The sequence below is a fragment of the Kineococcus aurantiacus genome (assembly GCF_013409345.1).
In the GTDB taxonomy this organism is placed as follows: domain Bacteria; phylum Actinomycetota; class Actinomycetes; order Actinomycetales; family Kineococcaceae; genus Kineococcus; species Kineococcus aurantiacus.
Genome location: NZ_JACCBB010000001.1, coordinates 2,178,723 through 2,204,566, shown reverse-complemented (window position 1 = coordinate 2,204,566; position 25,844 = coordinate 2,178,723). Strand labels below are relative to the sequence as shown.

The 25,844-nt window shown below is 75.9% G+C and carries 30 protein-coding genes; 13 read left to right on the top strand and 17 right to left on the bottom strand.

The genetic code is table 11. The annotated features are described in order from the left end of the window. The first annotated feature begins 180 nt into the window (after positions 1-180). On the top strand, positions 181-1,365 hold the full coding sequence (locus BJ968_RS10660) for a hypothetical protein (RefSeq protein ID WP_179751645.1): 1,185 nt from the start codon (positions 181-183) through the stop codon (positions 1,363-1,365). A 45-nt stretch (positions 1,366-1,410) separates the two neighbouring features. Here BJ968_RS10660 and BJ968_RS10655 read toward each other — a convergent pair whose 3' ends face one another. From BJ968_RS10655 to BJ968_RS10635, 6 genes are all read right to left on the bottom strand, one after another. Continuing rightward, positions 1,411-1,701, bottom strand: a complete 291-nt coding sequence (locus tag BJ968_RS10655) for an antibiotic biosynthesis monooxygenase (RefSeq protein WP_179751642.1) — start codon at positions 1,699-1,701, stop codon at positions 1,411-1,413. Positions 1,702-1,741: 40 nt separating this feature from the next. Further along, positions 1,742-2,743, bottom strand: a complete 1,002-nt coding sequence (locus BJ968_RS10650) for a zinc-binding alcohol dehydrogenase family protein (RefSeq protein WP_179751640.1) — start codon at positions 2,741-2,743, stop codon at positions 1,742-1,744. Between the two features lie 62 nt (positions 2,744-2,805). Beyond that, a complete protein-coding gene (locus tag BJ968_RS10645; protein ID WP_179751637.1) occupies positions 2,806-3,510 on the bottom strand; it encodes an SDR family oxidoreductase in 705 nt (234 codons plus the stop codon). A 77-nt stretch (positions 3,511-3,587) separates the two neighbouring features. Beyond that, entirely contained in the window at positions 3,588-4,478 is an 891-nt protein-coding gene (locus tag BJ968_RS10640; RefSeq protein ID WP_179751635.1) for a LysR substrate-binding domain-containing protein, read from the bottom strand. 3 nt (positions 4,479-4,481) lie between these two features. Beyond that, positions 4,482-4,607 carry a hypothetical protein gene (locus BJ968_RS25640; RefSeq protein WP_281372702.1) on the bottom strand — a complete coding sequence of 42 codons (126 nt, stop codon included), beginning with the start codon at positions 4,605-4,607 and terminating at the stop codon, positions 4,482-4,484. A 138-nt stretch (positions 4,608-4,745) separates the two neighbouring features. Then, positions 4,746-5,696, bottom strand: coding sequence for an SDR family oxidoreductase (locus BJ968_RS10635; RefSeq protein WP_179751633.1), 951 nt, complete (start codon positions 5,694-5,696; stop codon positions 4,746-4,748). A gap of 196 nt (positions 5,697-5,892) precedes the next feature. Here BJ968_RS10635 and BJ968_RS10630 point away from each other — a divergent pair, with 196 nt between their 5' ends. Together BJ968_RS10630 and BJ968_RS10625 are read left to right on the top strand one after the other, a co-directional pair. After that, complete coding sequence (locus tag BJ968_RS10630; RefSeq protein WP_179751631.1) at positions 5,893-6,735, top strand: helix-turn-helix transcriptional regulator; 843 nt, start codon at positions 5,893-5,895, stop codon at positions 6,733-6,735. An 85-nt stretch (positions 6,736-6,820) separates the two neighbouring features. After that, complete coding sequence (locus BJ968_RS10625) at positions 6,821-7,786, top strand: zinc metalloprotease (RefSeq protein ID WP_179751629.1); 966 nt, start codon at positions 6,821-6,823, stop codon at positions 7,784-7,786. An 18-nt stretch (positions 7,787-7,804) separates the two neighbouring features. Here BJ968_RS10625 and BJ968_RS10620 read toward each other — a convergent pair whose 3' ends face one another. Continuing rightward, on the bottom strand, positions 7,805-8,758 hold the full coding sequence (locus BJ968_RS10620; protein WP_179751627.1) for a cupin domain-containing protein: 954 nt from the start codon (positions 8,756-8,758) through the stop codon (positions 7,805-7,807). A gap of 91 nt (positions 8,759-8,849) precedes the next feature. Between BJ968_RS10620 and BJ968_RS10615 the strand changes: the two genes are divergently transcribed. Further along, positions 8,850-9,578: an SDR family NAD(P)-dependent oxidoreductase gene (locus tag BJ968_RS10615; RefSeq protein WP_179751625.1), complete on the top strand. Its 729-nt coding sequence runs from the start codon at positions 8,850-8,852 to the stop codon at positions 9,576-9,578. 37 nt (positions 9,579-9,615) lie between these two features. On the opposite strand, the gene BJ968_RS10610 is transcribed toward BJ968_RS10615, so the two are convergent. After that, a complete protein-coding gene (locus BJ968_RS10610; RefSeq protein WP_179751623.1) occupies positions 9,616-10,167 on the bottom strand; it encodes a WHG domain-containing protein in 552 nt (183 codons plus the stop codon). Between the two features lie 105 nt (positions 10,168-10,272). On the opposite strand from BJ968_RS10610, the gene BJ968_RS10605 reads away from it, so the two are divergent. Then, the gene (locus BJ968_RS10605) at positions 10,273-10,644 is read left to right on the top strand and encodes a DUF4267 domain-containing protein (RefSeq protein WP_179751621.1); all 372 of its coding nucleotides are present in this window, start codon (positions 10,273-10,275) and stop codon (positions 10,642-10,644) included. Between the two features lie 49 nt (positions 10,645-10,693). Here the strand turns inward: BJ968_RS10605 and BJ968_RS10600 are convergent, their stop codons facing one another. Next, entirely contained in the window at positions 10,694-11,656 is a 963-nt protein-coding gene (locus BJ968_RS10600) for a DUF3626 domain-containing protein (protein ID WP_179751619.1), read from the bottom strand. 154 nt (positions 11,657-11,810) lie between these two features. Between BJ968_RS10600 and BJ968_RS10595 the strand changes: the two genes are divergently transcribed. After that, a complete protein-coding gene (locus tag BJ968_RS10595; protein ID WP_218884984.1) occupies positions 11,811-12,053 on the top strand; it encodes a hypothetical protein in 243 nt (80 codons plus the stop codon). Positions 12,054-12,121: 68 nt separating this feature from the next. Here BJ968_RS10595 and BJ968_RS10590 read toward each other — a convergent pair whose 3' ends face one another. After that, the gene (locus tag BJ968_RS10590) at positions 12,122-12,313 is read right to left on the bottom strand and encodes a hypothetical protein (protein WP_179748104.1); all 192 of its coding nucleotides are present in this window, start codon (positions 12,311-12,313) and stop codon (positions 12,122-12,124) included. Between the two features lie 46 nt (positions 12,314-12,359). Between BJ968_RS10590 and BJ968_RS10585 the strand changes: the two genes are divergently transcribed. Then, on the top strand, positions 12,360-13,502 hold the full coding sequence (locus tag BJ968_RS10585; protein WP_218884983.1) for a saccharopine dehydrogenase NADP-binding domain-containing protein: 1,143 nt from the start codon (positions 12,360-12,362) through the stop codon (positions 13,500-13,502). Positions 13,503-13,541: 39 nt separating this feature from the next. Here the strand turns inward: BJ968_RS10585 and BJ968_RS10580 are convergent, their stop codons facing one another. Continuing rightward, positions 13,542-14,249, bottom strand: a complete 708-nt coding sequence (locus BJ968_RS10580; RefSeq protein ID WP_179751615.1) for an endonuclease/exonuclease/phosphatase family protein — start codon at positions 14,247-14,249, stop codon at positions 13,542-13,544. A gap of 20 nt (positions 14,250-14,269) precedes the next feature. Next, positions 14,270-14,734 carry a MarR family winged helix-turn-helix transcriptional regulator gene (locus BJ968_RS10575; RefSeq protein ID WP_179751613.1) on the bottom strand — a complete coding sequence of 155 codons (465 nt, stop codon included), beginning with the start codon at positions 14,732-14,734 and terminating at the stop codon, positions 14,270-14,272. Between the two features lie 355 nt (positions 14,735-15,089). On the opposite strand from BJ968_RS10575, the gene BJ968_RS25635 reads away from it, so the two are divergent. Further along, positions 15,090-15,707, top strand: a complete 618-nt coding sequence (locus BJ968_RS25635; RefSeq protein WP_179751610.1) for a GTP cyclohydrolase II RibA — start codon at positions 15,090-15,092, stop codon at positions 15,705-15,707. Then, on the top strand, positions 15,707-16,729 hold the full coding sequence (gene ribD, locus BJ968_RS10565) for a bifunctional diaminohydroxyphosphoribosylaminopyrimidine deaminase/5-amino-6-(5-phosphoribosylamino)uracil reductase RibD (RefSeq protein WP_179751608.1): 1,023 nt from the start codon (positions 15,707-15,709) through the stop codon (positions 16,727-16,729). The genes BJ968_RS25635 and ribD overlap by 1 nt, the downstream gene beginning before the upstream one ends. A gap of 12 nt (positions 16,730-16,741) precedes the next feature. Here the strand turns inward: ribD and BJ968_RS10560 are convergent, their stop codons facing one another. Next, positions 16,742-17,647 (bottom strand): LysR substrate-binding domain-containing protein, encoded by a 906-nt coding sequence (locus BJ968_RS10560; protein WP_179751607.1) that lies wholly within the window; start codon positions 17,645-17,647, stop codon positions 16,742-16,744. Positions 17,648-17,732: 85 nt separating this feature from the next. Between BJ968_RS10560 and BJ968_RS10555 the strand changes: the two genes are divergently transcribed. Both BJ968_RS10555 and BJ968_RS25630 read left to right on the top strand, forming a co-directional pair. Then, complete coding sequence (locus BJ968_RS10555) at positions 17,733-18,650, top strand: EamA family transporter (RefSeq protein ID WP_343077956.1); 918 nt, start codon at positions 17,733-17,735, stop codon at positions 18,648-18,650. 117 nt (positions 18,651-18,767) lie between these two features. After that, the gene (locus BJ968_RS25630; RefSeq protein ID WP_179751602.1) at positions 18,768-19,424 is read left to right on the top strand and encodes a CAP domain-containing protein; all 657 of its coding nucleotides are present in this window, start codon (positions 18,768-18,770) and stop codon (positions 19,422-19,424) included. A gap of 49 nt (positions 19,425-19,473) precedes the next feature. Here BJ968_RS25630 and BJ968_RS10545 read toward each other — a convergent pair whose 3' ends face one another. Both BJ968_RS10545 and BJ968_RS10540 read right to left on the bottom strand, forming a co-directional pair. Continuing rightward, positions 19,474-19,716, bottom strand: a complete 243-nt coding sequence (locus BJ968_RS10545) for a hypothetical protein (RefSeq protein ID WP_179751601.1) — start codon at positions 19,714-19,716, stop codon at positions 19,474-19,476. 155 nt (positions 19,717-19,871) lie between these two features. Continuing rightward, positions 19,872-21,311 (bottom strand): glucose-6-phosphate dehydrogenase, encoded by a 1,440-nt coding sequence (locus BJ968_RS10540; RefSeq protein ID WP_179751599.1) that lies wholly within the window; start codon positions 21,309-21,311, stop codon positions 19,872-19,874. Positions 21,312-21,364: 53 nt separating this feature from the next. Between BJ968_RS10540 and BJ968_RS10535 the strand changes: the two genes are divergently transcribed. Continuing rightward, positions 21,365-22,294: an aldo/keto reductase gene (locus tag BJ968_RS10535; protein ID WP_343077954.1), complete on the top strand. Its 930-nt coding sequence runs from the start codon at positions 21,365-21,367 to the stop codon at positions 22,292-22,294. Further along, entirely contained in the window at positions 22,285-23,385 is a 1,101-nt protein-coding gene (locus BJ968_RS10530) for an SGNH/GDSL hydrolase family protein (RefSeq protein WP_179756528.1), read from the top strand. The genes BJ968_RS10535 and BJ968_RS10530 overlap by 10 nt, the downstream gene beginning before the upstream one ends. 9 nt (positions 23,386-23,394) lie before the next feature. Here the strand turns inward: BJ968_RS10530 and BJ968_RS10525 are convergent, their stop codons facing one another. Both BJ968_RS10525 and BJ968_RS10520 read right to left on the bottom strand, forming a co-directional pair. Continuing rightward, positions 23,395-25,017: a SpoIIE family protein phosphatase gene (locus tag BJ968_RS10525; RefSeq protein WP_179751597.1), complete on the bottom strand. Its 1,623-nt coding sequence runs from the start codon at positions 25,015-25,017 to the stop codon at positions 23,395-23,397. A 111-nt stretch (positions 25,018-25,128) separates the two neighbouring features. Then, positions 25,129-25,818 carry an SDR family oxidoreductase gene (locus BJ968_RS10520; protein WP_179751595.1) on the bottom strand — a complete coding sequence of 230 codons (690 nt, stop codon included), beginning with the start codon at positions 25,816-25,818 and terminating at the stop codon, positions 25,129-25,131. Between the last annotated feature and the right edge of the window lie 26 nt (positions 25,819-25,844).

Here is a 25,844-nt window from a genome sequence, read left to right as displayed (position 1 = left end):
GCCGTCCCGCCGACCGGCGCGGTGGTCCCCGCGCCGCGTGAGCCGCGCCTGCCCGCGGTCCCCGTGGCGTGACGCGGTGTCACCCACATGCCAGCACCCCACCGGCGCAGCCAGTCCCCCCCGTGCCGGGACCGATACCCCAGGGAGCACACTCACCTTCTTCCCCCCAGGAGATCCCCTGTGTCCCAGCGTGTCTCGTCCACCACCCGCCGGGGGCGCCGCCCCCGCGCCGTGGCGGTCGCCGCCGCCCTCCTGACCTCCCTGGTCGCCGGCACGACCAGCGCGGCGGTCGCCCCCACCGCCCGCGCCGCCTCGCCGGTGATGAACTACGCCGGCAGCACCGTCAACAACGCCCGCATCCCCGCCGGGCCCATCAGCATCGAGACCGCCACCGCCGTCCCCTTCGACCGCGGGGTCTACTCCATCGGCACCGCCGAGGTCGGGTCCCTCGGCGGCGTCACCGCGAGCGGCGCGACCTACCGGGCCTCCGGCACGGTGGACCTGACCGGCCGCAGCGGATCGGTCACCCTCGTCGCCAAGCTGTACAAGGGCAAGTACCAGGTCCAGACCGTCTACAAGGTGCTCCGGCTGGTGCCGCCGGTCCCGCTCGGCATCCCCGCCGGCTGGCCGAACGCCGACACCACGGGGGTGCCCGCCGGAACCGTCCTCACCCCCGTCGGTGACGTCGTGGTCACCACCCCCGGCACCGTCCTGGACGGCCTCGACATGGGCTGCCTCACCGTGCGCGCAGCCGGTGTCGTCGTGCGGAACTCCCGGGTCACCTGCACCGACGGGCGGCAGGTGGCGGTCTCGGTGAGCGGCGTGAAGGACTTCGTCATGGAGGACTCCGAGATCGACGGCGGCGCGGGCGCGAGCGAGACGGCCATCGGCTGGGGCGGTTACACCCTGCGCCGCGTGGAGGTCCGCGGTTCCCAGGACGGCCCGCGCCTGGGGTACGACGTGAAGGTCCTCGACAGCTGGATCCACGGCCTGGTGCGCACCGGGGGCATCCACACCGACGCGCTGCAGTCCACCAGTGGTGAGCGGATCCTCGTGCGGCACAACACCCTCGACCCGCGCACCCCCGGCGTCGACGACTTCCTCAACGCCGCCGTCCAGCTGGGGACCGAGACCGGCACCGGGCGCCTGCGCAACGCGGTGTTCGAGAACAACTACTTCAACGGCGGCACGTACTCGGTCAACGTCAGCTGCGACGCGAACGTCGACACCAGCGTCGTCTTCCGCAACAACCGCTTCGGGCACGGCGGCAAGTACGGCCCCGTCATCGCGCCGGCCGGGGTGAAGCTGTCGGGGAACAAGTACGTCGACACCGGGGCCGCGGTGCCCGTCGCCCCGGCGTGCTGACCGTGCGCCGTCGCCCGGGAGGCGACGGCGCACGGTCGGCCCGGCTCACCCCACGGGAGTGAGCGCGCGGACCGCGATGGGCCGGGCGAGCAGGCCCTCCAGCGCCGCGGACAGCTCGGCGAACGCCGGCCCGGCCGCGTGCGCGTCGAGCGCGGCCGCGTCGGCCCACTGCTCGACCATGACGTAGGAACCGTCGCGGGGGTCGGTGTTCAGCTCGTAGCGCTCGCAGCCGGCGTCCTCGCGGCGGACGCGGGTGACGGCGGCGCGCAGGGCGCGCCCCACCTCCTCCTCGCGGCCGGGCAGGGGGGCGATGTCGGCGACGACGGTGGTGCTCACGGGTTCCTCCTCAGGGTTCGGGTCCGGGGGTCCGGGGTCCTCAGCGGGTGACGACGACCTTGCCGACGGTGCGGCCGGTCTCGACCAGGCGGTGCGCCTCGCGCAGCCCGGCGGCGGAGAAGTCCTCGATGGTGGTGGTCAGCGTCGTGCGGACCCGCCCGGCGTCGACGAGTTCGGCGGTGCGGCGCAGCAGCTCCCCCTGCTCGGCCAGGTCGGGGGTGGAGAACATCGACCGGGTGAACATGAACTCCCAGTGCCAGGCGATGCTCTTCGCCTTCAGGGGCATCAGGTCCAGACCGTCCGGGTCGTCGATCCCGACGACCTGCCCGAAGGGTTTCACGACCTCGGCGAACGCCTCCACCTGGCCCTGGGTGTTGGGCGTGAAGAGGAACTCCACTCCCTCGGGGGCCGCCGCGCGCACGGAGGCGACCAGGTCGCGGTGGTCGACGACGCCGTCGGCGCCGAGGTCGCGGACCCACTGCTCCGACGCGGGTTTCCCGGCGCTGCCCAGGACCCGCAGCCCGGTGAGCTGCTTGGCGAGCTGGATCATCACCGACCCGACGCCACCGGCGCCGGCCAGGACGAGGAGGGTGCCGGTGGAGTCGGCGGTCAGCCGCAGCCGGTCGAACAGCGCCTCCCACGCGGTGATGGTGGTCAGCGGCATCGCCGCGGCCTCGGCGAAGGTCAGGCTGGTGGGTTTGCGCGAGACGATGCGGGCGTCGACGGCCTGCAGGTGCGCGTTGGACCCCGGCCGCGTCAGGTCGCCGGCGTACCAGACCTCGTCACCGGGGGCGAAACCCTCCACGGCCTCGCCGACGGCCTGCACGACCCCGGCGGCGTCCCAGCCGAGGACCTTCGGGGTGGGCTGCTTGCCCAGGCCGGCGCGGACCTTGACGTCGACGGGGTTGACGGAGACGGCGCGGACCTCGACGAGCAGGTCGTGCGGGCGCAGCTCGGGGACGGGGACGGTGACGTCCACGAGGACGTCGGGGTCGGTGACGGGCAGGCCGTCGAGGGCGGCGACGGCGGGGACGGTGCTCACGGTTCTCTCCTGCGGGTCTCAGCGGGTCTCAGCGGGTTTCTGCGGGTTCTTCGGGCGGGTGGTCAGGCGAAGCGGCCGCCGCCGTCGACGTGCAGCGTCGTGGCGGTGAGGAACGGGTTGGTCATGGCGAACAGGGCGGCCTGCGCGAGGTCGTCGACGGTCCCGCTGCGCCGCGCCGGGTTCCGTTCCGCCGTGGCGGCCAGGAAACCCTCCTTGGCCGCGCCCAGGCCGTCCCAGGAACCGGAGTCGACGACACCGGGGGAGATCGCGTTGACGCGCACGGGCGCCAGTTCCACGGCCAGCGCCTGGGCCAGGAACGCCGTGGCGCCGTTGGCGGTGGCCATGGCGACGCGCTCGGCGGCCGGTCGCCAGGCGATGAACCCGGAGAACAGCGTCAGGGACCGGCCGATGTCCAGGCGCCCGGCGAGCAGCGCGGGGCCGAACACCTTGGCGTCGAACGCGCGCACGAGCGCGGCGTGGCCCAGGTCGCGCAGCGGCCCGTTCGCGGGGGCGGCGGCGAGGTTCACGACGTGGTCGACGCGGCCGAGCCGCCCGGCCAGCGCCGCGATCGACCCCTCGTCGGACAGGTCGACGGTCTCGGGGCGGGCCCCGGCGGCTGCGGCGGCGCTCGCGGTGCGCCCGGGGTCGCGTCCGGCGAGGACGACGTCGGCGCCGGCGTCGCGGGCCGACTGCGCGGTCCGGCGGGCGATGCCGCCGGTGCCGACGACGAGCACGCTGTGCCCGGTGAGTTCTGCGGAGGTGGTCACGGTCTCCCCAACGCGGTCGAGGCGGGTGTGCGTCCCGGTCTGCTGTGAGGGTTCCCGGACGCCGGGTTGAGGACTCCTCACGGCAGCTGCGGCGCGCCCCGCGCCAGCAGGTCGCGCAGGAACTGCCCGGCGAGGGCGTCGGCCCCGCCGGTGGGCAGCAGCGCGACGACGTCGCGCCCCAGGGGAGGGTCGAACCGCACGACGCCCGTGCCGTCACCGCCCAGGGCGCTGACCGGCACGACCGCGACCCCGGCGCCGGCGCGGGCCAGGTGGACGGCGGTCGAGGCGCTGCGGGTCCGCACCACCACGTCGAAGGCGGTCCCGGCGTCGGCCGCGAGCCCGGTCAGCCAGCGGTCCAGGCCGTTGCCGGGGGTCAGCCCGACGACGGGGTGGGCCGCGACGCCGGCCACGGTCGTCGTCCCGGTCGGGGTGGCCCCGGCCAGGGGGTGGCCCGGGGGGACGACCGCGACGACCTCCTCGTGGCCGACGAGGTGCACGTCGCCGGTCCAGCCCCGGGGCCGGGGGATCACCCCGAGGTCGGCGTCACCGGCCTCGACGTGCGCGGCGAGGGCGTCGGCGCTGGCGAACTCGGCCAGTTCCACGACGACGTCGGGGTGCTCGTGCCGCCAGCGGGCCAGGACCGGGGCGACGAGCGGGGCGGTGAGGACCTCCCCGCAGGCGACGCGCACCCGCCCCGCCGTCCCGGCCGCCACCGCCCGGCCCACGCGGGTCACGGCGGCGGCGGCCTCGACGGCCCGCCGGGCGTCGGCCTCGACGGCGCGCCCGGCCGCGGTCGCCTGCACGCCCCGCGGGAGCCGGTGCAGCAGCGGCGTCCGCAGTTCCCGTTCGAGGGCGGCGAGCTGGTGGGAGATCGCCGACGGCGTCGTGTGCAGCCGCCGGGCGGCCTCGGTGAGGGAGCCGTGGTCGAGGACCGCGACGAGGAGTTCGAGGGCGCGCAGGGTGGGCACGGCTCAGACCGGCTCAGGCACGGGGGTGCGGGCCACGAGCAGGACGGGGCCGAGGGTGAGCGCGGCGAGCACGAGCGCGGCCCACACCCCCGCGCCGGCGGGTTCGAGGACGGTCTCGTTCTCGGGCACGGTGGCTCCTCGGGTCGGCGGGTGCCGGCCGGTGGCCGGACGTCCTGGGCCGAACCTACGGGGGGACCGCTGCCCGGCGCTTCCGACGAACGACTCTCCCGCCCGGTGCTCCGCCGCCGCGCCGCCCGGTGCGGGGGCTCAGGCGGTCGCGGGGGTGTTGAAGGAGACCCCGGCCAGTTCCTGCGACACCGTCCACACCCGCTCGGCCTCGCCCTGGTCGCGCAGCGGCCGGTACAGGGCCTGCTCGCCGGGCCCGCCGCCGAGGTGCCCGGGGCCGGTGGGCCCGTACAGCCGACCACCCCGCGCGTCCGGTGCGGTGGCGGCGTGCAGGGCCGGCAGCTGAGCGGAATCCACGGTGCCGACCAGGATGCCCGCGCGGGAAAGTCGGCGGATGACGGCGATCTGGGGGGTGTTCCGTTCGCGCTGCAGTTCGGGGCGGGCGGCCAGCAGGCTGGTCGGGGCGACGCCGGGGTGGGACAGGTTGCTGGTGATGCCCCAGCCCTCGGCGCGGCTGCGGCGGTCCAGTTCCAGGCCGAACAGGCCGAAGGCGATCTTGGAGGAGCTGTAGGCGCGTATGCCGCTGTAGCTGTCCTCCCAGTTGATGTCGTTCCAGTGCACGGCGCCGCTGCGGGCGGCCACGCTGATCTGGGAGGTGATGCGGGCGCGGCCGGCGCGCAGCAGGGGCAGCAGGTGGGCGATGAGGGCGACGTGGCCGAGGTGGTTGGTGCCCAGCTGGAGTTCGAAACCGTCGGTGGTGGTCTGGCGTTGGGGTGGGGTCATGACCCCGGCGTTGTTGATGAGCAGGTGGATGGGGTGCCCTTGGGTGCGCAGGGTGTCGCCGAGGGCGGCGACCGAGCGCAGGGAGGACAGGTCCAGGTCGTGCAGGGTGACGTGGGCCTGGGGGTGTTGGGCGTGGATGCGGGCCACGGCGGCGTTGCCCTTGGTGCGGTTGCGCACGGGCAGGAGCACGTGGGCGCCGGCGGCGGCGAGTCGGCGGGCGATGCCGAAGCCGATGCCGTCGCTGGCGCCGGTGACCAGGGCGCGCCGGCCGGACAGGTCGGGCAGGGATAGCGAGGGGGTGCGGGACACGACGTCCTCCTGGGGAGCGGGACCCGCCGGGGGCGGGTCGGTCGCACCAGCCTCCGCCGGGTCCGCGGTGGCATCCAGGGCCTGCCGGTCCACCCCTGGCGACGCCGGGCACCCGTGCTGAAGGGGGGACCGGCAGGTCGTGGCTGGTGGTGGGCCGAGCCGGTAGGAAGGGTGCACCACCGCACGGGGAGGACCGATGGACATCGACAGGACCGGCCTGGCGCAGTTCCTGCGCCTGCGGCGTGAGGCCCTGCAACCGCAGGACGTCGGCCTGCCCCGCGGGCAGCGGCGCCGCACCAGCGGGTTGCGGCGTGAGGAGGTCGCCGCCTTGGCCCACATGTCCACCGACTACTACGCCCGGCTCGAGCGCGGGCGCGGGCCGCAGCCGTCGGTGCAGATGGTCGCCTCCATCGCCCAGGGGTTGCACCTGGGCCTGGACGAGCGTGACCACCTGTTCCGGCTGGCTGGGCACCAGCCGCCGGCGCGTGGTGCCCTCAGCGAGCACGTCAGCCCCGGCCTGCTGCGGATCCTGGACCGGTTGGAGGACACCCCGGCCGAGATCGTCACCGAGCTGGGGGTGACCTTGCGCCAGACACCGATGGGCATCGCGCTGACCGGCGACGCCACCCGGTGGAGCGGGCCGGCCCGCAGCCTGGGGTACCGCTGGTTCACCGACCCCGGGACCCGGCAGTGGTACGCGCCGCAGGACCACGCGTTCTTGTCCCGGTTGTACGCCTCGCACCTGCGTGAGGTCGTGACCCGGCGGGGGCCGGGGTCGCGGGCCGCGGAGCTGGCCGAGTTGGCGTTGGCGAGGTCGGAGGAACTGCGCCGGTTGTGGGAGCTGCACGAGGTGGGGGTTCGTCCCACTGACGTCAAGCGGTTCGTGCACCCGGCGGTGGGTCCGATCCAGTTGCACTGCCAGACGTTGCTGGACCCGCAGCAGAACCACCTGCTGCTGGTGTACACCGCGGTGCCCGGGACCGAGGACCAGGAGAAGCTGGAACTCCTCTCCGTCCTCGGTGCGCCCGCCGACGCGTGAGGACGGATCCGGGGATCGTCCTGCTTGGGAGCCAGGCGGTGTGCCAGGGTGGGCGCACCTCGCCCCGCGACGACTGGATCCCGCCATGACGCCTCACGTCTCCCGTGCCCGGCACCTCGCCCGCAGGTTCGCCCCCGTCGCCGCCGTCGTGACGCTCACCGCCCTGACGGCCTCCGGGGCGGTCACGTCGACGTCGGCCGAGGCCTCGACGGCCGCGGCCGCCGGGTGCGCCGAACCCGGCTCCGCGGCGCGCGTCAGCGAGGGCGCGGCCGTCGCCGAACCCGCGCTCTACGCGGCGAAGGACGCCAAGAAGTACGGCGTCATCAAACCCCACCCGATGATGACCGCGGGGTCGGTGACGGTCGAGACGGTGTTCCACGTCGTGACCGACCAGCCGACGACCCCGGCCGAGAAGTCCCGCTACGCAGCCCTCATCACGGCGCAGGTGCAGGTGCTCAACGACGCCTACGCCGGCAGGACCTCGCCCGACGCGGCCGCGTCCCCGTTCCGCTTCGCGCTCGAGCGCACGACGTACACGGTGAACCCGGCCTGGGCGTCGCTGGCGCGGGGCGAGGGGGAACGGGCGATGAAGCGGGCGCTGCACGAGGGCGACTCGGAGACCCTGAACGTCTACGTCGGTGACCTCGGCGGTGGGCTGCTCGGCTACGCCTACTTCCCCAAGGGGTACAACAACGGCCGCGACTACCTCGACGGGGTCGTGATGCTCGACGAGTCCATGCCGGGCGGAACGGCCGCGCCCTACAACGAGGGCGACACCCTGACCCACGAGGTGGGGCACTGGATGGCCCTGGAGCACACCTTCGCCGGCGCCTGCTCCGCCAGCGGTGACGGTGTCGCCGACACCCCGCGCGAGGCCGTCCCGCAGTTCGGCTGCCCCGTCGGCGCCGACACGTGCGCCGCCCCCGGGCTGGACCCCGTCCACAACTTCATGGACTACTCCGACGACAGCTGCATGGACGTGTTCACCCCGGGCCAGGTCAAGAGGATGAACGACGCCTGGATCGAGTTCCGCGCCGGCGGCAACGGCTGACCCGGCCCGCGGGGGTCCTCAGGCGGGGGCCGTCTCCCACGCCTGCCCCGCGTCCCGCGCCTGGGTGCGGTACCTGCCCGGGGTCCGGCCGTGGGCGCGGGTGAAGGCCCGCGTGAAGGCGGGCACGGAGGAGTACCCGACGTCCGAGGCGATCGACTCCACCGGTTCCCGGCCCTGCCGAAGCCGCACCGCGGCCAGGTCCATGCGCCACGACGTCAGGTAGGCGGCGGGGGTCTGGCCGATGACCGCCGGGAACCGTCGCGCCAGCGTCGCGCGCGACACCGCGGTCGCGGTGGCCAGGGAGGCCGTGGTCCAGGGTCGTCCGGGGTCGGCGTGCAGGTGCTCCAGGGCCCGGCCCACCACCGGGTCCTGGGTCATCGCCAGCCAGGTCCCCCGGCACGCGACCGGGCGCGAGGCCAGCCAGGCGCGCAGCAGCTGCACCAGGACCACGTCGATGAGGCTGTTCAGCACCGCGGTCGACGCGATCTGCGGGTCCCGCAGCTCCTGGTCGAGCATCCGCACGGTGGCGTCCAGGCCGGCCGTCCCCGTGCCGGCGGCGACGTGGACGAGGTCGGGCAGGCTCTGCACCACCTGCGTCAGGGCCGTGCTGTCGCAGGTGTAGGAGAGGGTGACGACGTGCGTCGTGGGCGGCTGCGACCCCAGCGTCAGCACCTCGCCCGTGCGGCCGCGGCGGGTCGCCGCCGCGCGGTCGCAGGCGGTGCCGGGGGTGCGGGGGTCGTCGCCGAGGACGTGCGGGATGCCGCTGCCGACCAGGACGACGTCCCCGGCGGCCAGGTGCAGCGCCTCGCGACCGGGCACGGTCAGCCACGCGCTGCCCGCGGTGACCGCGTGCAGCACGGCTTCGCCCGAGCAGTCGTCCACGGCCGTCGCCCAGGTCCCGCCGGCGGCGACGCGGTTGCCGAGGGCGCCGCGGACACCGGAGACGGTCAGGACGTCGCTCAGGGGATCCACGGCGTCACCTCACCACGCGGTGAGGCGGACGAGCAAGAAGACGAGCTGATCGAGCATCGATCCGCGCACGCCGGCTCCGTACGGTCGGAGCATGCGACTCCACGGCAGCACTGCACTGGTCACCGGCTCCAACCGCGGCATCGGGCACGCGTTCGCGACCGAGCTCCTGCGCCGCGGCGCCAAGGTCTACGCCACGGCCCGGCGCCCCGAACTCGTCGACGTCCCCGGGGCCGAGGTGCTCCGCCTCGACATCACCGACCCGGCTTCGGTCCAGGCGGCCGCCGAGGTCGCCGGCGACGTCGACGTCCTCATCAACAACGCGGCCTCCACCGCCGGCGGCAACCTCGTGGACGGTGACCTGCGCGCCATCCGCGAGGTCGTCGACTCGAACTTCTACGGGACCCTGGCGATGGTCCGCGCCTTCGCGCCGGTCCTGGCCCGCAACGGCGGCGGCGCCGTCCTGAACGTCCTGTCGGCCGTGGCGTGGGCCACCGTCGAGGGGAACACCGCCTACGCGGCGGCCAAGTCCGCGCAGTGGGGCCTGACCAACGGGATCCGGCTGGAGCTGGCCGCCCAGGGGACCCAGGTCACGGCCCTGGTGCCCGGCATGACGGCCACCGAGCCGATGAAGGCGTTCGCGGCGGAGGCCGGGCTGGACCTGCCCGAGGGCGCGATGAACGACCCCGCCGACCTCGTGGCCCTGGCGCTGGACGGGCTGGAGGCCGGGGAGGTGGAGGTCCTGGACCGGTACGGCCTGGGGACCAAGAAGCTCCTCTCCGGCCCGCCGCAGGTGTTCGACCTCGCCGGGATCGCCGGCTGACCCCGGCGGCGCGGCGCGTCGGGGCGGTGGCGGGCCCTCAGGTCGTCCCGGGCGTGAGCATCCGCTGGGCGGCCTCCAGCCGCGCCCGGGTGCGTCCGGCGGGCAGGCGTCCGCCGGCCTGGAGGGTGGCCAGGCCGTGCAGGGTCGACCAGGCCACCTCGGCGCGCACGTCGTCGGCTCCGTCGTCCCCGGTGGTGGGGAAGGCCTCGCGGATGGCGGTGAAGGCGCGGCCGAGCGGTGCGTGGGTGCTGTCGCCGAAGCGCAGCTGGGAGGGCAGGGAGAACATCGCCTCGTAGGTGCGGGGGTGGGCGACGGCGAAGTCGAGGTAGGCGCCCATCCGGGCCGGTGGCGTGGCCGGGGCGGCCTCCAGGGCCGCGCTCAGGGCGGTGAAGCCGTCCAGGGCGACGGCGTCGACGAGGTCCTGGCGGCTGGTGAAGGCGGAGTAGAGCACCGGCTGGGTGACGCCGAGCTCGCCGGCCAGGCGGCGCATGGTCACCGCGGCCCAGCCCTCGGCCTCGGCGACCTGGCGGGTCAGGTGGGTGATCTGCGCGCGTCGCGCGGTCCGGTCGGGGGCTGGTCGGGGGCTCACGGCCGCAGTCTAGCGTCGTTAGATTGCAGTGGTAGACAACGCTGACCGAGAGGTCTAACGTCGTTATCGAACGTCGTTAGATCATCTCCCGGAGGGCTGTCCGCCATGACCGTCACCACCACCGCCGCCCTGGTCGTCGCCGTCGCCGGCTGCGTCTCCATCCTCTTCATCGGTGCCCGCTTCCTCGTCGCCCCGCGGGTGGCCCTGGCCGGCTTCGGCGTCCCGCAGGACCGCCCGCGGGCCCTGACCAGCATCAAGGGCGTGCGCGACATCACCTCCGGGATCGTGCCCCTGGTCGTCCTCGCCGCGGCCGGGCAGCACGCCTTCGGCTGGGTCCTGGTCGCCGCGGCCCTCACCCCGGTCGGGGACGCGGTCGTCGTCACCCGGGACGGGGGGACCCTGCGCCACGCGGTGAGCGTGCACGCCACCACCGCCACGGCCCTCGTCGTCGCCGGGCTCCTCCTGGCCCTGTCCTGACTCGGGCGGCGGCGCCGGGACGGTCGGCGACGGCCCGCTCCTCGACGCCTCAGGACGTCGACGACGGCCCGTGACCGCGCCCGGGAGGCGCCACCACCGCGGGGGAGCCGCCGGACGGCCACCCGAAGCGGGCGGTGCAGTGCCAGACGCGCTTGAGGACCTGCTCGTCCTCGGCGCCGGCGCGGGCGGCGACCCCGACGACGCGCGGGGTCAACGTCCCGTCCGGAGCGCCCGCGGCGACGCGGGCCGCGGCCGCGACGACGTCCGCGCCGCGGTAGCCGGGGTGCTGGGCGACGGTCCGCGCGGTGGTGGCGAAGCCGGGGTGCCACTCCAGGGCCACGGCGAAGCGCCGGCTGAACCGGTGCGCGTCGTCCTCGACGTCGGTGCCGCGGTGGCTGGGATCCAGCACGAGGGCCTCGACGTCGCGCCCGAGCAGGAGACCGCCGTGGACGTGGGCCTCGACGTAGTCGTCGAGCAGGTCGCGGGTGGCGGTGTCGGGTCGCTGCCGCCGGACCCGCAGGAGGTCGAAGTGGGCGGCGGTGGCGACGTCGACGGGGTCCTCGGCGCTGTCGGGGTAGCAGAAGGTGGTGCGGGTCAGGACGTGGGCGCGCAGGCGCAGGTGCGCTGAACCGAAGCGGGGTGAGCCCCCGACGGGGTGCCGGGCGTGGTTCAGGGAGCCGTAGACGGGGCGGGCGGCGGCGGGCTCGGTGTCGTAGGCGGCGGCGAACAGGCGCGACTCCCAGGACCAGCGGTCCCCGCCGGGGTGGGCGGTCAGCCCGCCGTTGCCGGTGCCGGTCTCGAACTGGGAGCGGTAGCGCCCGTCGGCGGTCAGGGCCCGCAGGACCGTCGCGCTGCGGGGGTGGGCGTCGCCGCGGGAGCTGCGGACGGGCCTGTCGGGGTGGAAGTGCACGGTGATCGGCCAGGTGGGGTCGACCGGGCCACCACGGGCGTGCCGGTCGACGTGCGCGACGGCCCGCGCGGCGGGCGTCGCCGGCGGCGGGTGCTGGTGCACCGCAACAGCTTGCCGGTGACGGCGGCCTGCGGCCAGGCCGTCGTGGACCCCGCGTCACCGGGAGCAGCACCCCTACCCCGGCGCGCGTCCCTGTGCCACGCTGCGACCAGCGTCTCCCCCGGCGCTGCTGGGTGCAGCGGGGAGGCGGACGGAGGTGGTCCTCGTGGTCGTCCTGTTCTTCGTCGTCGCGGTCGTGGTCCTGCTGCTCGGCGCCGTCGGCCGCCTCAGGTCGGGTCGCGGTCCCCACCGGCCCGGGCACACGGGATCCTCCTGGTTCAACGACGGCGGTGCGGCCGGCGGTGCCGACTCCTTCGGCGGCGACGGCGGTGGGGGTGGCGGTTTCGGCGGCGGCTGCGGCGGTGGGGACGGCGGCGGCGGCGGCGGCGGCAGCTGCTGAGCGGTCGGGCCGGGACGGTGGCGTCGCGGTAGCTGCTGCTCCCGCGGGTCCCGGCCCCGGCCGCGTGGTCACCGCCCGTCCGTCGTCGCCCGGGTCCCCCCGCTGGTCGCCGTCGACGTCGGGAACAGGCGCCGGACCCGGACGAGGTCGTCGCGCTCCTGCGTGTCGCGTTCCCGCAGCGCCGGTTCGGCCCGGACGACGTCGCGGCGTCGGCGCACCTGCCCACCACCCCCGTGCCAGGTGATGACACGACGTGTCATCGGGTGCGACGATGACACGACGTGTCATCGACAGGGGGGCGACGCCGTGGCTGACGTGCTCGTGCTCGGAGGGACCGGACGGACCGGGCGGGGGGTCGCCGACGCGCTCGCGCGGGACGGCCTGCAGGTCGTCCTGGTCGGTCGCGACGGGAACCGGTTGCGGGAGGCGGCCGGCGGCCACGGCCACCGCACCCTGGTGGCCGCGGGGGTGCGGGAGGTGGCCGACACGGTCCGCGCGGTCCGTCCCGCCGTCGTGGTCAACACCGTCGGCCCCTTCACGGCGACGGCCGGACCGGTGGTCGACGCCTGCCTGGCGGCCGGCAGCGACTACGTCGACCTCGCCAACGACCTGGCCGCCGTGTCGCGGCTCCTGGCCCGCCACGCCGAGGCGGAGCGGGCGGGGCGGACCCTCGTGACCGGTGCCGGGTTCGGCGTGGCGGCCACCGAGGGCGTCGTGGTCCGGCTGTGCCGCGACGGCGCGCGCACCGGACGGCGGGCCGAGCGCGTCCGCGTCGACATGGTCCCCTCCCTCGCCCTGCAGGCGGGCCGGCTGGGGGACGCGCTGGCGGGCACCCTCGTGGAGGGCCTGCCGGGCGTTCCCGGCGGCCGGCGGTTCCAGGGGCGGCGGTTCGCCGGTGGGCGGCTCGTCGCCGCCCCGGTCGGCGGCGCACCGCGCGCGCTCGTCACCCCCGACGGCGACCGCGTCGTGACCGCCTCGATGCCGCTGGGGGAACTCCTCGCCGCCCACCGGGCCAGCGGTGCCCCGTTCGTGGAGGCGGCCTCCAGCGAGGTGCCCACCGGCGCGCTCGCGCGGATCGCCCTGCCGCCGGCCGCGAACCTGCTCGCCGTCGGGCCGCTGCGCCGGTTCGCGGCGCGTCGCCTCGCCGCCGTCGAGTTCCGGGCGCGGTCCGCCCCCCGGGTCTCCTCCTGGGGTCACGCCCACGTGAGGTGGCAGGACGGCACGAGCGCGGAGGGCTGGTCGCGCCTGCCGGAGGCGCAGGCCGCCACCGTCGCGGTCTGCGCGGAGACCACCCGCCGGCTCGCCCGTGGCGAGGGCCGTCCGGGGGCCCGCACCCCGGTGGCGTCGTTCGGTCCCGAGCTGATCACGAGCGTCGGCGGCGAGTTCGTCGACGGGCCGTCCCGCCCGGACGCCCGCGTCGACGTGGGAGGAGGCCGAGGCCGGCGGTGACCGTGGGCCGGCCGCACGTCCTCCGCCGGCCGCGACGGCTCAGGCCGGGACGGGCGCCTTGACCCGGGCCTCGACGAGGACGGGCAGGTGGTCCGAGCCGGCCTGCTGAAGCGTCTTGACCCGCTCGATGTGCATGCCCTCGGAGATGGCGAAGTCGAAGTGCCCGCGGAACCGCTTGCGCACGTAGGTGGGCAGGTCGCTGTGGGAGACCTCGAAGCCCTGCTCGGCCAGCCGCCGGGCCAGGGAGCTGGCGAACCACGGGTAGTTGAAGTCCCCGACGACGAGGGCCGCCGACCCGTGCGCAGCGGCGCGGATCGCGCCGAGGGCCTCGGTGATCTGGTGGCGGCGCATGGCGTTGGTCGCCGACAGCGGGGCGGTGTGGATGGAGGCGAGCGTCAGCAGGGCGCCGTCGTCGTGCAGGTCCTCGAAGCGCACGGCGAGCAGCCGCTCGTGGGCGGGGGCGAGGAACCGGTCGTGCATGGACCGGCGCAGCGGGCGCAGCTCGTGGCCGTGCACGTGCAGCCGGTCGGGGCGGTAGTAGAGGGCCAGACCGAGGCGGTTGCGCTGCGTCGCGCCCGCCAGGACCAGCGGGCCGACGGTCTCGGGCAGCCGCAGGGTGTCGCACTCCTGCAGGCACAGGGCGTCGACGTCGTGCAGTTGCGCGAGCTGGTCCAGCTCCAGCGTCGCGCGGCCCTCGTGGAGGTTGTAGCTGATCGTCTTCAGCGCGCGACCGGTCGGTGCTCCCACCCTCCGAACGTACCGCCCCCCTAGGAGAACCGCTCGGCTTCCACCGATCGCAGGAGGCGCTCGCCGATCTCCCCGAGCTGGCGGACCTGCTCGGGGGTCAGGGCGTCGAACACCACGCGCCGCACGGCCCCCACGTGCCCCGGGGCGGCGGTGACGAGCTGCTCCCAGCCGGCGTCGGTGAGCGTGGCCAGGGTCCAGCGCCCGTCCTCGGGGTCGGGGCGGCGCAGGAGCCAGCCCCTGCGCTCCAGCCGCCCGGCGACGTGGGAGAGGCGGGACAGCGAGCCGTTGGCCAGGCCGGCGAGGCAGCTCATGCGCAGCGTCCGGTCCGGGGCCTCGGACAGCGTGGACAGCACGGCGTACTCGAAGTGGGTCAGCCCGGAGTCGCGCTGGAGCTGGGCGTCGAGGGCGGCGGGCAGGGCCGAGAGCACCGCGGCGAGCCGTCGCCAGGTGGCCTGCTCGTCGGCGTCGAGCCACTGGGGGTCCATCACGCTCCTTGTTGTTGACGGTTCAAGTCAGCGCGTCTAGTGTCGATTGAAGCATCAAGTCACTCGTCCGTGGGAGGTCCGCCGTGCCGAACGCCACCCCGACCGGCCACCGGCCGGGCCCGGCGCGGGAACAGGCGGCGGTCCCCGGCAGTTCGAGGTCCGTGACGAACGACCCGCGCTCCACGACCCGCGTGCTGCCGCGGCCCCTGGACCCCGGCGCCCCCCGTGGGCACCGGACCGTCCCGTCCGGCACGCTCGGCCCGGTGACCGACGAGGCCGCCCCACCCACCGTCACCGGCGACCCCCGAGGGGGAGCGTCCACCGCTCCCCGCAGGTCGCCCGAGAGGAACCGCTCGTGACCCAGACCCCCGTCGCGACCGTCCGCACCGCCGTCGACGTCCCCCTGCGCTTCGGCGACGGGTACCGCACGACGGCCCGCGTCCACACCTTCGACGGGCTCGTCGACGGCAAGGAGCACCTGGCCCTGGCCCTGGGCAACTGGCAGGAGGGCACCCCCCTCGTGCGCCCCCACAGCGAGTGCCTCACCGGTGACGTGTTCGGCTCCGAGCGCTGCGACTGCGGCCCGCAGCTGCGCGAGGCCGTCGAGCGCATCGCCACCGCCGGCGGGGTCCTGCTGTACCTGCGCCAGGAGGGCCGCGGCATCGGCCTGTACGCCAAGCTCGACGCCTACGCCCTGCAGGACAGCGGGCTGGACACCTACGAGGCCAACCTCGCCCTCGGCCGGGGCGAGGACGAGCGCGACTACACCGCGGCCGCCCAGATGCTCGGCGCCCTCGGCGTCGGCGGGATCAACCTGCTGAGCAACAACCCCGACAAGGCCGAGCAGCTGCAGGCGCACGGCATCCGCGTCGAGCGCCGCGTCCCCACGGGCGTGCACCTGTCCGCCGCGAACGCCCGCTACCTGCGCGCCAAGCGCGACCACACCTCGCACACGCTCGACCTCGCCGGCTGATGCCCGCGCCCGACCTCGACGAGCGGCCCATGGCCCGGGCGGTGGAGCTCGCCGCCCGGGGCCTGGGGACGACGTCCCCGAACCCCGTCGTGGGGTCGGTGCTCGTGGCCCCCGACGGGACGGTCGTGGGGGAGGGCTGGCACGAACGCGCCGGCGGCCCCCACGCCGAGGTCAACGCGCTGGCCGCCGCCGGGGACCGCGCCCGCGGCGCCACCGCCTACGTGACGCTCGAACCGTGCAACCACACCGGCCGCACGGGCCCGTGCGCCCAGGCGCTGCTGCGCGCCGGGGTCGCCCGCGTCGTCTACGCCGTCCCCGACCCCGGTGCCGTCGAGGGCGGCGGGGCGGACACGCTGCGCGCCGCCGGCGTCGAGGTCCTCGCCGGGGTCCTGGCGCCGCAGGCCGAGCGCGTCAACGAGGCGTGGCTGGTCTCGGCCCGCTCGGGCCGCCCCCACGTGCTGTGGAAGTTCGCCGCCACCCTCGACGGCCGCTCGGCCGCCGCCGACGGCACCAGCCGGTGGATCTCCTCGGCGGCCTCCCGCGAGGAGGTCCACGACCTGCGCCGCCGCGTCGACGCGGTCGTCGCCGGGTCCGGGACCGTCCTGGCCGACGACCCGCACCTCACCGCGCGCGCGGCCGACGGCACCCCGTCCGGGCGGCAGCCGCTGCGCGTGGTCCTCGACCGGCGGGGCCGGGTCCCCGCCGGCGCCCGCGTGCTCGACGACGCCGCCCCCACCCTCGTCTCCCGCGCCGGGACGCCCGCGGAGCTGCTGGCGGAGCTGCGCGGGCGCGGGGTCGTGTCCGTGCTGCTGGAGGGCGGGCCCACCCTGGCCGGGGCGTTCCTCGCCGCCGGGCTCGTCGACCGCGTCGTCGCGTACGTGGCGCCCACGCTGCTGGGGGCGGGGACCGCGGCCCTGGCCGGCACGGGCGTCACGACGATCACCGACGCGATCGGCCTCGACGTCGACGACGTGAGCGTCGTCGGCGGGGACGTGCGGGTCTCGGGGCGGCCCCGGCGCTGACCGGCGCCGCGCTCAGGCGCCGGCCGCGACCTCCCGCGCCACCTCCCGCAGCGCGTCGCGGAACGCCCGCACCGCGGGCCGCCCCGCCGCCCCGCGCCGCACCCCCGTGAACAGCCGCCGCGCCGGGTGCCCGGGCAGGTCGGCGAAGCGCAGGGCGGGGCGCCGCCCCGCGTGGGACAGGTCCGGCAGCAGCGCCACCGCGTGCCCGGTCTCCACCAGGTGCACGTGCAGCAGCGCGTCGGGCGTCTGCACCCGCACGTCGGGTTCGAAACCGGCCTGCCGGCAGCGGGCCAGCACCCAGCGGCCCGGGTCGGTGTCCACGGGTTCGAGGACCCACGGCGCCCCGGCGAGGTCCTCCAGCCGCGACACCCCCGACCACGGGCCCGTCGCCGGGACCGCCAGGCGCAGCGCGTCGTGCACGAGGTCCTCCTCGTCGACGTCGGCCGCGCGCGGGTGCGGCAGCCCCGGGTACTCCTCGCCCAGCACCAGGTCGACGTCGCGGGCCGCGAGCGCGGAGAACGCCGGCTCGGCCTCCCGGTGGTCGATGACGACGCGCAGCGCCGGGTGCCGGGCCGCCAGGAGCGTCAGCGCACCGGGGACGAGCGCGAACAGGACCGTCTGGAAGCTCGCCACGCGCAGCACCCCCGACACCTCCCGGGACAGCGCCGCCAGGTCCGCCTCGGCCCGTTCGAGCTGGGACAGCACGGCGTCGGCGTGCGCGACGAGGAGCCGGGCCGCGGGGGTCAGCACGACCCCGCGGCCCCGCTTCTCCAGCAGCGGCACCCCGGCCTCGGCCTCGAGCTGGGACAGCTGCTGCGAGACCGCTGAGGGGCTGTAGCTCATGGCCGCCGCGACGGCCGCCAGCGTGCCCCGCCGGTGCAGCTCGCGCAGCAGGCGCAGCCGGTGGACGTCCAGCACGGGACCTCGATTCGTCAGCGGAGCTGAACGGTACTGCTCGGAGACGTTCGCTGGACGGCAGGTTCGCGCGGAGGAGACTGGGACGGTGGGTCCGCTCCTCCTCGTCATCGGCTCGTGCACGTCGCTGCAGTTCGGCGCCGCCCTCGCCGTCCACCTCTTCGCCCTCGGCGGCAGCACGGGCACGACCCTGCTGCGGCTGGGGCTGGCCGCGCTGCTGCTCCTGCTGGTGTTCCGCCCGCGCGTGCGGCGATGGACCGGCCCGCAGTGGCGCGCGGCCGTGCTGCTGGGGCTGAGCCTGGGCGCGATGAACGGCTGCTTCTACGCCGCGCTGTCCCGCATCGACCTCGGCACCGCCGTCACCGTGGAGTTCCTGGGCCCCCTGACGCTGGCGGCCGTCACCAGCCGCCGGGTCCGGGACCTGCTGTGGGTGGCGCTCGCGCTCGTCGGCGTCGCCGTGCTGGGGCTGGCCGGGGAGGGCGGCGGTGGTTCCCTCGACGTGCTGGGCGTCGTGTTCGCGCTCCTGGCGGGGGCCTGCTGGGCGGCGTACATCGTGGCCGGGGCCCGGCTGGGCCGGGTGACGGAGGGCCACGGGGGGCTGGCGGTCGCGACCGCGGTCGGGGCGCTGGTGCTCGTGCCGTTCGGCGCCGCCGGTGCGCTGCACGCGGTCAGCGCCCCGCACGGGCTGCTGCTGGCGCTGGGGACGGCCGTGCTCGCCTCGGTGGTGCCCTACTCCCTCGAACTGGCGGCGCTGCGCCGGTTGCCGCAGCGGACGTTCGGGGTCCTGCTCAGCCTCGAACCCGTCATCGCCTCCCTCGCCGGGTGGGCGCTGCTGGGGCAGGGCATGACGGTGCTCGGCGGTGCGGGCGTGGTGCTCGTGGTCGCGGCCAGCGCCGGCGCGACGTGGACCGCGGCCCAGGTGCGCGCGCGGGACGGTGCGCCGGCGGGGGCGCGGACCGACGGGGACGACGTGCCGCGGGTGCACCTGCCGACGTCGGCGGGCTGACGGCCCGGCGGGGCGCGGGGTCCTCTCACCCGGTCGGGCTACAGGAGCGGCCCGCGGGGGCCGAGGGGGAGGGGGAGCACGAAACCCCCCGAACGCCCCCGCCCCCCGGAGGACCCTGTGGACACCACGGCCCGCACCGCCCCCCGCACCCCCCTGCGCCGTCGCGTCCTGGGCGCCGCCGCGCTCGTCGCCGCCGCCGCGGGCGCCGTCGTCGGAGCCGGTGCGGCGCAGGCGGACGGCCCGGCCCTCACCGGTGACGGCGGCCAGGCCCAGCACGCGTACGAACTCGTCAACGCCGCCCGCGTCCAGAACGGCCTGCCCGCCCTGGGGCTGTCCGACGACGCCAACCGGGTCGCCACCGACTGGGCGTTCCGGATGGCCGGCGACGCCGAGCTCAAGCACAACCCCGACCTGTCCCGCCAGCTGTCCGGGTGGTCGCTGGTGGCCGAGAACGTCGGCGTCGGCGCCGACGCCGACCAGTTGCAGGGCGCGTTCATGGCCTCCCCGGGCCACCGGGCGAACATCCTGCGCCCGGAGGTCAGCGTCGCCGGTTTCGGTGCGGTCCGCTCCGAGGACGGTCGCCTGTGGGTCGTGCAGGTCTTCGAGCAGCCCAACGGCCCCGTCGCCGGTTTCCACCCGGCCCCGGCTCCCGCTCCGGTTCCGGCGCCACTGGCGCAGGCGCCCGCGCAGGCCCTGCCCGTTCCCGCGGCCCCCGCCGCGCCGGCCTCGGCCCCCGCGCCCGCCCTGGACCGCGTCACCCGCTCGCTGTCCTGAGCCCGGCCCGTCACGGGCCCGCGCCGTCCCGCGCCCCGCGGGTGGGCGGTCAGCGCATCCGCTTGCGCCGCCGCTGCTCGACGTAGGCCTGCAGGTTCTCCCGGTAGTGGTCGGCGACGGCCTGGGCCGCCGCCTCGCTGCGGTACCCCTCGTCCACCCGGATGGTCACGTAGACCTCCCACGCCCCGTCGCTGCGCCGCCCGAGCCGGACCTCGGTCCACTCGTCGTCCAGGTGCGGCAGGAGCATGAGCTCGGGGAAGTTCGCCGGGTTGGCCAGCAGATCGTCCGACATGGACCCACTCTGGACCGCCGGGGCCGCGCGGGGGAGGGGACGCGCGGGGAGCACCGGGCGCGGGGTCGCCGCGGCCTCCCGCCCAACGCACGGTTCGGGCCCTCCCCAGGGCCCTGGGAGGGCCCGAACCGTGCTTCGAGCGGGGAACGCGGACCTCAGGCGCGGGGGTGCTCGGTGAGCCAGCCGTACGGGGCGGCGATCGCCTCGGCCTCGGCCGGGCCCCACGTCCCCGGCTCGTAGGGGTGCAGCTGGGGACGGCAGTCCAGCATCGGGGCCGCGACGCGCCAGGCGTCCCGGAGCCCGTCGGAGGTGGTGAACAGGGCGCGGTCGCCGATGAGGACGTCGCGCAGCAGCGCCGCGTACGGCGGCAGCGGCTCGGCGTTGGGCAGGTCGGCCAGGTCCAGGTACAGGTTCCCCGGCACCAGGTCGTCGGAGACGCCGGGGCGGCGGGCGGTGACCCCGGCGAACAGGGACCCGTTGCCGGACAACGTGAACGTCAGCGTCTCGGGGGCGGCGGCGTCGTCCTTCTGCGGGGAGTTCAGCGGCCGCTTGAACACGAGGGTGACGTGCTGGTGGGACTCGGCGAGCTTCTTGCCGGTCCGCAGGACGAACGGGACGCCGCTCCAGCGCTCGGTGTCGACCCACACCCGGGCCGCGACGAAGGTGTCCGTGCTGGACCCGTCGCGCACGTCCTCCAGGTCCTGGTACCCCACGGCCTGGCCGAGGACGACCTCGTCGGGGTCGATGGGGCGGACCTTGGCCAGGACGGCCTCGCGGGCCGTCGCCAGCGCGTCGGAGGTCCAGTCCGCCGGCGGGTCGAGCGCCACCTCGGCGGCCACCTGCAGCAGGTGGGTGACGAGCATGTCGAGGGTGGCGCCGGTCTCGTCGTAGAACGTGGCGCGGTCGTCGACGCCGAGCACCTCGGGGACGTCGATCTGGACCTGGGCGACGTGCTCGTTGGACCACAGCTGCTCGATCATGCGGTTGGCGAACCGGATGACGTGCAGCTGCTGGGTGGCCTCCTTGCCCAGGAAGTGGTCGATGCGGAAGACCTGCTGCTCCTCGAAGACCGACAGGACGAGCCGGTCGAGCTCCTCGAAGGACTGCGGGGACGTCCCGTAGGGCTTCTCGTAGACGACGCGGGTGCCCTCGGCCAGCCCGTGGGCGGCGATGGCCCGGGTGTAGTCCACGAACGTCGTCGGCGGCAGCGCGAGGTAGTGCACGACCTGGGCGTCGGAGCCGATCTCGTCCTTGGCCGCGGCGATGGCGTCCAGCAGCTCGCCGGGGTCCTCGGCCGTGAAACCGCCGCCGGCGAAGCGCAGCCCCGGCAGGATCGACTCGATGACCTCGTCGGTCACGCCATTCTTGCCGCGGGCGAACTCCTGCAGACCGTCGCGGACGTGCTCGCGGTACTGCTCGACCGGGGTGGCGCGGCGGCCGGAACCGATGAGGACCCACTGGTCGGGCAGCAGACCGGCCGCGGCGAGCGCGGCGAAACCGGGCATGACCAGGCGCTTGGCGAGGTCGCCGCTGGCGCCGTACACGACGAAGACGGTGGGGCCGGCGCTCGTGGTGGCGCCCAGCGCGTTGTTCATGTCCGTCTCCAACTCGATGGGGGGGAGGGTGGTGCCCCACCTACGCTACGCGAGTGACCTACACCACTCCCTGGGTGCACCGGTTCGGTCTGGGGCTGGCCGCCGCCGGCCGGCCCGCGTACCTCACGCTGGGCCGCGGTGACGACCTCGCCTCCTCACGGTCCGTGGAGGAGATGGAAGCCCGCTGTCACCAGTTGCTCGACCTGGCCTGGGAGCGCGGGGTCCGGTACGTCGACGTCGCCCGCTCCTACGGCCACGCCGAGCGGTTCCTCGGCACCTGGCTCGCCGCCCACCCCGGGCGGCGCGACCAGCTCACCATCGGCTCCAAGTGGGGCTACGAGTACGTCGGCGACTGGTCCCTGGACGCCGCCGTCCACGAGCGCAAGGACCACTCCCTGGCCATGTTCGAGCGGCAGTGGCCCCAGACGCTCGACGCCCTCGGCGGCCCCCCGGACGTCTACCTCGTCCACTCCATCACCCCCGACAGCCCCGCCCTGGACGACGGGCCGCTGCTCGCGGCGCTGGCCGGTCTCGCCGCCACCGGCGTTCGGGTCGGCCTCTCGACGAGCGGGCCCGCGCAGGGAGCCGTCCTGGAACGCGCGCTGGGTACCGGCGCGCCGTTCAGCGCCGTGCAGGCCACGTGGAACCTGCTGGAACGCTCCGTCGGCCCGGTGCTGGCGCAGGCCCACGACGAGGGCTGGCTCGTCGTGGTGAAGGAGGGCGTCGCCAACGGCCGCCTCACCGCCCGCGGCGCGGACCCGGCCGTCGCGGCGCTCGCGCGGGTCGACGGGCAGGGCGTCGACGCCTTCGCGCTCGGCGCGGTCCTGGCCCAGCCCTTCGTCGACGTGGTCCTCAGCGGCGCGGTGACGACCGGGCAGCTGGAGCAGAACCTCGCCGCCCGGCCCCCCGCGGTCGTGCCCGACGGGGCCGCCGAGCCGCCCGAGCGGTACTGGGCCACCCGCGCCACCCTGCCCTGGACGTGAGGGGCCCGGGCGTGGACCTGCCGCTGACCGAGCAGTACGTGCACGGCGCCGTCGAGCTGGAGACGACGGCCCGCGGGGTCCTGCCGCACCGCCTGCCCGCGTGGGCGCGCCGGCAGTTCCCCGACCCCCAGCTCCTGACGGCCGAGGCGCAGCCCTCGGGGGTCCGGGTCGTGTTCCGCGGGACGGTGAGCGCCGTGGAGCTGCGCGTCGAGGCGACCCGCCAGAGCTACCCGGGCGTCCCGCCGCGGCCGCCGGGCGTCTACGACCTGCGCGTCGACGGCGAGCTCGTCGGCCTCACGACGGCCGACGAGGGCCGGGTCGTCTTCACGGGCGTGCCGGCGCGCGACCAGCTCGTGGAGGTCTGGCTGCCGCAGCACGAGAGGACGGAACTGCTGTCCTGCCGCGTCGAGGGTTCGGCCCGCCCCGTGGTGGACGAGCGGCCGGTGTGGGTGCACCACGGCAGCTCCCTGTCCCAGGGCTCCGGCGCGGCCAGCCCCAGCACGACGTGGGTCGCCCTCGCCGCCCCGCACCTGCAGCTGCGCAACCTCGGCCTGGGCGGCGGCGCGCTGCTCGACGCCTCGACCGCGCGCGCCGTCCGCGACCTGCCGGCCGACGTCGTCAGCCTGGAGCTGGGGATCAACGTCGTCAACGCGGACGCCATGCGGCTGCGGGCCTTCACCCCCGCGGTCCACGGGTTCCTCGACACCGTGCGCGAGGGGCACCCGGCGACGCCGCTGCTGGTCGTCACGCCGCTGCACTGCGCCCTGCACGAGGACACCCCCGGGCCGGGGGCGTTCGACCTGGACGCGCTGGCCCGCGGCGAGGTGCGGTTCACGGCCACGGGGACGCCCGAGCCGGGCCGCCTCACGCTGTCCTCGCTGCGCGCGGAGCTGGAACGGGTCGTGCGCCAGCGCCAGGCCGACGACCCGCACCTGCACCTGGTCGACGGCCTGGAGCTGTTCGGCGCGGCGGACGAGGCGGCGCACCCGCTGCCGGACGCCCTGCACCTCGACGCGGTCTCGCACCGCCTGGTCGCCGAGCGCTTCGCCCCGCACCTGCGCCGCGCCCTGCCGGGTCCGCCCGGCCGGTGAGGGACGCGGTCAGGCCGACCCGGTGAGGACGAGGCCGGCGACGGGGCGGCTGCCGGCGGGGACGGCCCGCGCGAGCAGCAGCGCGACGTCGTCCTCGGGGACGCCCAGGTCCGCCAGCAGGCCGTCGCACAGCTCCTCGGGGTCGTCCCCGGCGAGCGCGGCGACCCGTTCGCGCAGCCACTGGACGCCGTCGTCGATCGTGGCGCCGCGCCGTTCGACGAGGCCGTCGGTGTAGAGCACGACCGTCGCCCCGTCGGGCAGGTCGCGGCGGTGGGTCGAGCGCCCGGTGCCGGTCCGGCAGCCCAGCAGCAGCTCCGGTTCGCGGGCCAGGACCTCCACCGACCCGTCGGGCAGCAGCAGCAGCGGCGGGGGGTGGCCCGCGTTGGACCAGCGCAGGCAGCGCCCGCCGCGCCCGTCGGGGTGCACGCTCACCAGGACCGCGGTGGCCAGCGCGTCCACGCCGAGGTCGAACAGGGCCTCGTCGAGGACGCCGAGCAGGTGGCCGGGGTCGGCGGGGGTGGCGTAGGCGACGCCGCGCAGCAGGGAGCGCACCTGACCCATGAGGGCGGCGGCCGTGCCGTCGTGGCCGCTGACGTCGCCGATCGTCAGGGCCGCGGTCCCGTCGGCGTCGTGGAACACGTCGTACCAGTCCCCGCCGACCCGGGCCTGCTGGGAGGCGGGCCGGTACCGGACGGCGACGTCGAGCCCGGCGACGGCGGTGGGTCGCGGCAGCAGGCTGCGCTGCAACGTCTCCGACATGGCCAGCGCGGTCTCGGCGGCCTCCTGCTCCGCGGCCCGGTGCCGCAGCCGCAGGACGGCCTGGCCGTACTGGACGGCGACGGCCCCGACGACCTCGTGGTCGCCGGCGCCCAGGGTCCGCGGGTGGTCCCAGCCCAGGGCCAGCTCGCCGAGCTGCACGCCGTCGACGACGACGGGCGTCTGCACCAGGGACGGGCAGCCCGCCGCCGTCACCTCGGCGGCGGCGCTGCCGGGGGGGCGCTCGCCGAGCAGGGCGGCGGAGGCGGTGGCGGCGCCCAGCACGGAGCGGGCGAAGGTGCGCACGCCCTCCAGCAGCTCGTCGTGGTCACCGGCCTCGACGAGCTGCAGCGCGACGTGCGCCTGCGCGGCGACGGTGCGGGCGGCCAGCCGCTCGGCGCGGCGGGCCACCTCCACCTCGCGGTCGCGCACGAACAGCTCGGCCTCGACCTGCACCGAGCGGGCCCGCTCCAGGACGTAGTCGGTGATGTCCTCGACGCGGTGCAGGACGTAGCGGACGACGCCGTCGGCGTCGGCGAGCGGGGCGTTGACGACCGACCAGTGCCGCTGGACCAGCTCGCCGGTGGCCGGGGAGACCACGTCGTAGTGCAGCGTGGGCAGGACGTCGGTCTCCCCGGCCAGGGCGCGGCGCATGGACACCTCGGCGGGGTTGCTGCCGTCGTCGTCGAGGGTGTCCGGCGGTGGGGGGAAGGCCTCGAACACGGGCCGTCCCACGAGGTCCTCGCGACGGCGCGACAGCATGGTCGCGTAGGCGCGGTTGACCTCGACGATCACGAGGTCGCGGTCGACCACGAGGTACGCGGTGGGCAGGGCGGCGAAGACGGTGTCGAGGTCGGGCGCAGGGGCGTGCTGCATCTCCGTCCGCCTCCCGTCGGGTCGAGAACGTCCCCCGGAGTCACTCTAGGCAACCTTCTAACTACTCGCCCGCTGTTCGCCCGGATCCGGGGCCGCCCTGCCGCGGCAGTCTCAGGCGGGCAGGAAGCCGGCGTAGAACTCCCGCGGGTCCCGGGCCAGGGAAGCCTTGACCATCGCGCTCCACTCGTCGACGACGACCTCCAGCTCACCCGCCGCGACGGCGTCCAGGGTGCGCGCGGCGACCGTCGCCGGGTCGGTCTTGTCGCCGTCGTAGTCCTTCATCATGTCCGTGTCGGCCGCACCGAGGTGGACGGAGGTCACCTGCGTGCCCTGCCCGGCCAGTTCCAGGCGCAGCGCGTTGCTCATGTTCCAGTTCGCCGCCTTCGACACCGCGTAGGCCCCGGCGCCGGGGAAGGCGAACCAGGACAGCGCCGACGCCACGTTGACGACCGCGCCGCCGCCGTTGGCGGCCAGTACGGGGGCGAAGGCGCGCACCATCGCCAGGGTGCCCCAGAAGTTCACGTCCAGCTCGGTGCGCACCGGTCCCAGGTCCCCGAGCAGGGTCGCGCCGGTGGAGACGCCGGCGTTGTTGATCAGCAGGTCCACGTCGGTGGCCAGGGCGGCGGCCGCGGCGACGGCGTCGGGGTCGGTGATGTCGAGGGCGACGGGGACGGCGCCGGGCAGGTCGAGGGTCTCGGGACGGCGGGCGGCGGCGTAGACCTTGGCCCCCCGTTCCAGGAGCTGGGAGGCGAGGTGGCGGCCGATGCCGCGGTTGGCGCCGGTGACGAGTGCAGTGGTCATGCGGGTACGCTAGGACCTCACGTCGA

What these genes read in the sequence shown, in the direction of transcription:
- BJ968_RS10615 (WP_179751625.1), top strand. Translation starts at nt 8,850, where the DNA reads ATGCGACTCCACGGCAGCACTGCACTGGTCACCGGCTCCAACCGCGGC.
- BJ968_RS10525 (WP_179751597.1), bottom strand. Translation starts at nt 25,017, where the DNA reads ATGCAGCACGCCCCTGCGCCCGACCTCGACACCGTCTTCGCCGCCCTG.
- BJ968_RS10545 (WP_179751601.1), bottom strand. Translation starts at nt 19,716, where the DNA reads ATGTCGGACGATCTGCTGGCCAACCCGGCGAACTTCCCCGAGCTCATG.
- BJ968_RS10590 (WP_179748104.1), bottom strand. Translation starts at nt 12,313, where the DNA reads ATGACACGTCGTGTCATCACCTGGCACGGGGGTGGTGGGCAGGTGCGC.
- BJ968_RS10605 (WP_179751621.1), top strand. Translation starts at nt 10,273, where the DNA reads ATGACCGTCACCACCACCGCCGCCCTGGTCGTCGCCGTCGCCGGCTGC.
- ribD (WP_179751608.1), top strand. Translation starts at nt 15,707, where the DNA reads ATGCCCGCGCCCGACCTCGACGAGCGGCCCATGGCCCGGGCGGTGGAG.
- BJ968_RS10520 (WP_179751595.1), bottom strand. Translation starts at nt 25,818, where the DNA reads ATGACCACTGCACTCGTCACCGGCGCCAACCGCGGCATCGGCCGCCAC.
- BJ968_RS10625 (WP_179751629.1), top strand. Translation starts at nt 6,821, where the DNA reads ATGACGCCTCACGTCTCCCGTGCCCGGCACCTCGCCCGCAGGTTCGCC.
- BJ968_RS10630 (WP_179751631.1), top strand. Translation starts at nt 5,893, where the DNA reads ATGGACATCGACAGGACCGGCCTGGCGCAGTTCCTGCGCCTGCGGCGT.
- BJ968_RS10540 (WP_179751599.1), bottom strand. Translation starts at nt 21,311, where the DNA reads ATGAACAACGCGCTGGGCGCCACCACGAGCGCCGGCCCCACCGTCTTC.
- BJ968_RS10575 (WP_179751613.1), bottom strand. Translation starts at nt 14,734, where the DNA reads ATGGACCCCCAGTGGCTCGACGCCGACGAGCAGGCCACCTGGCGACGG.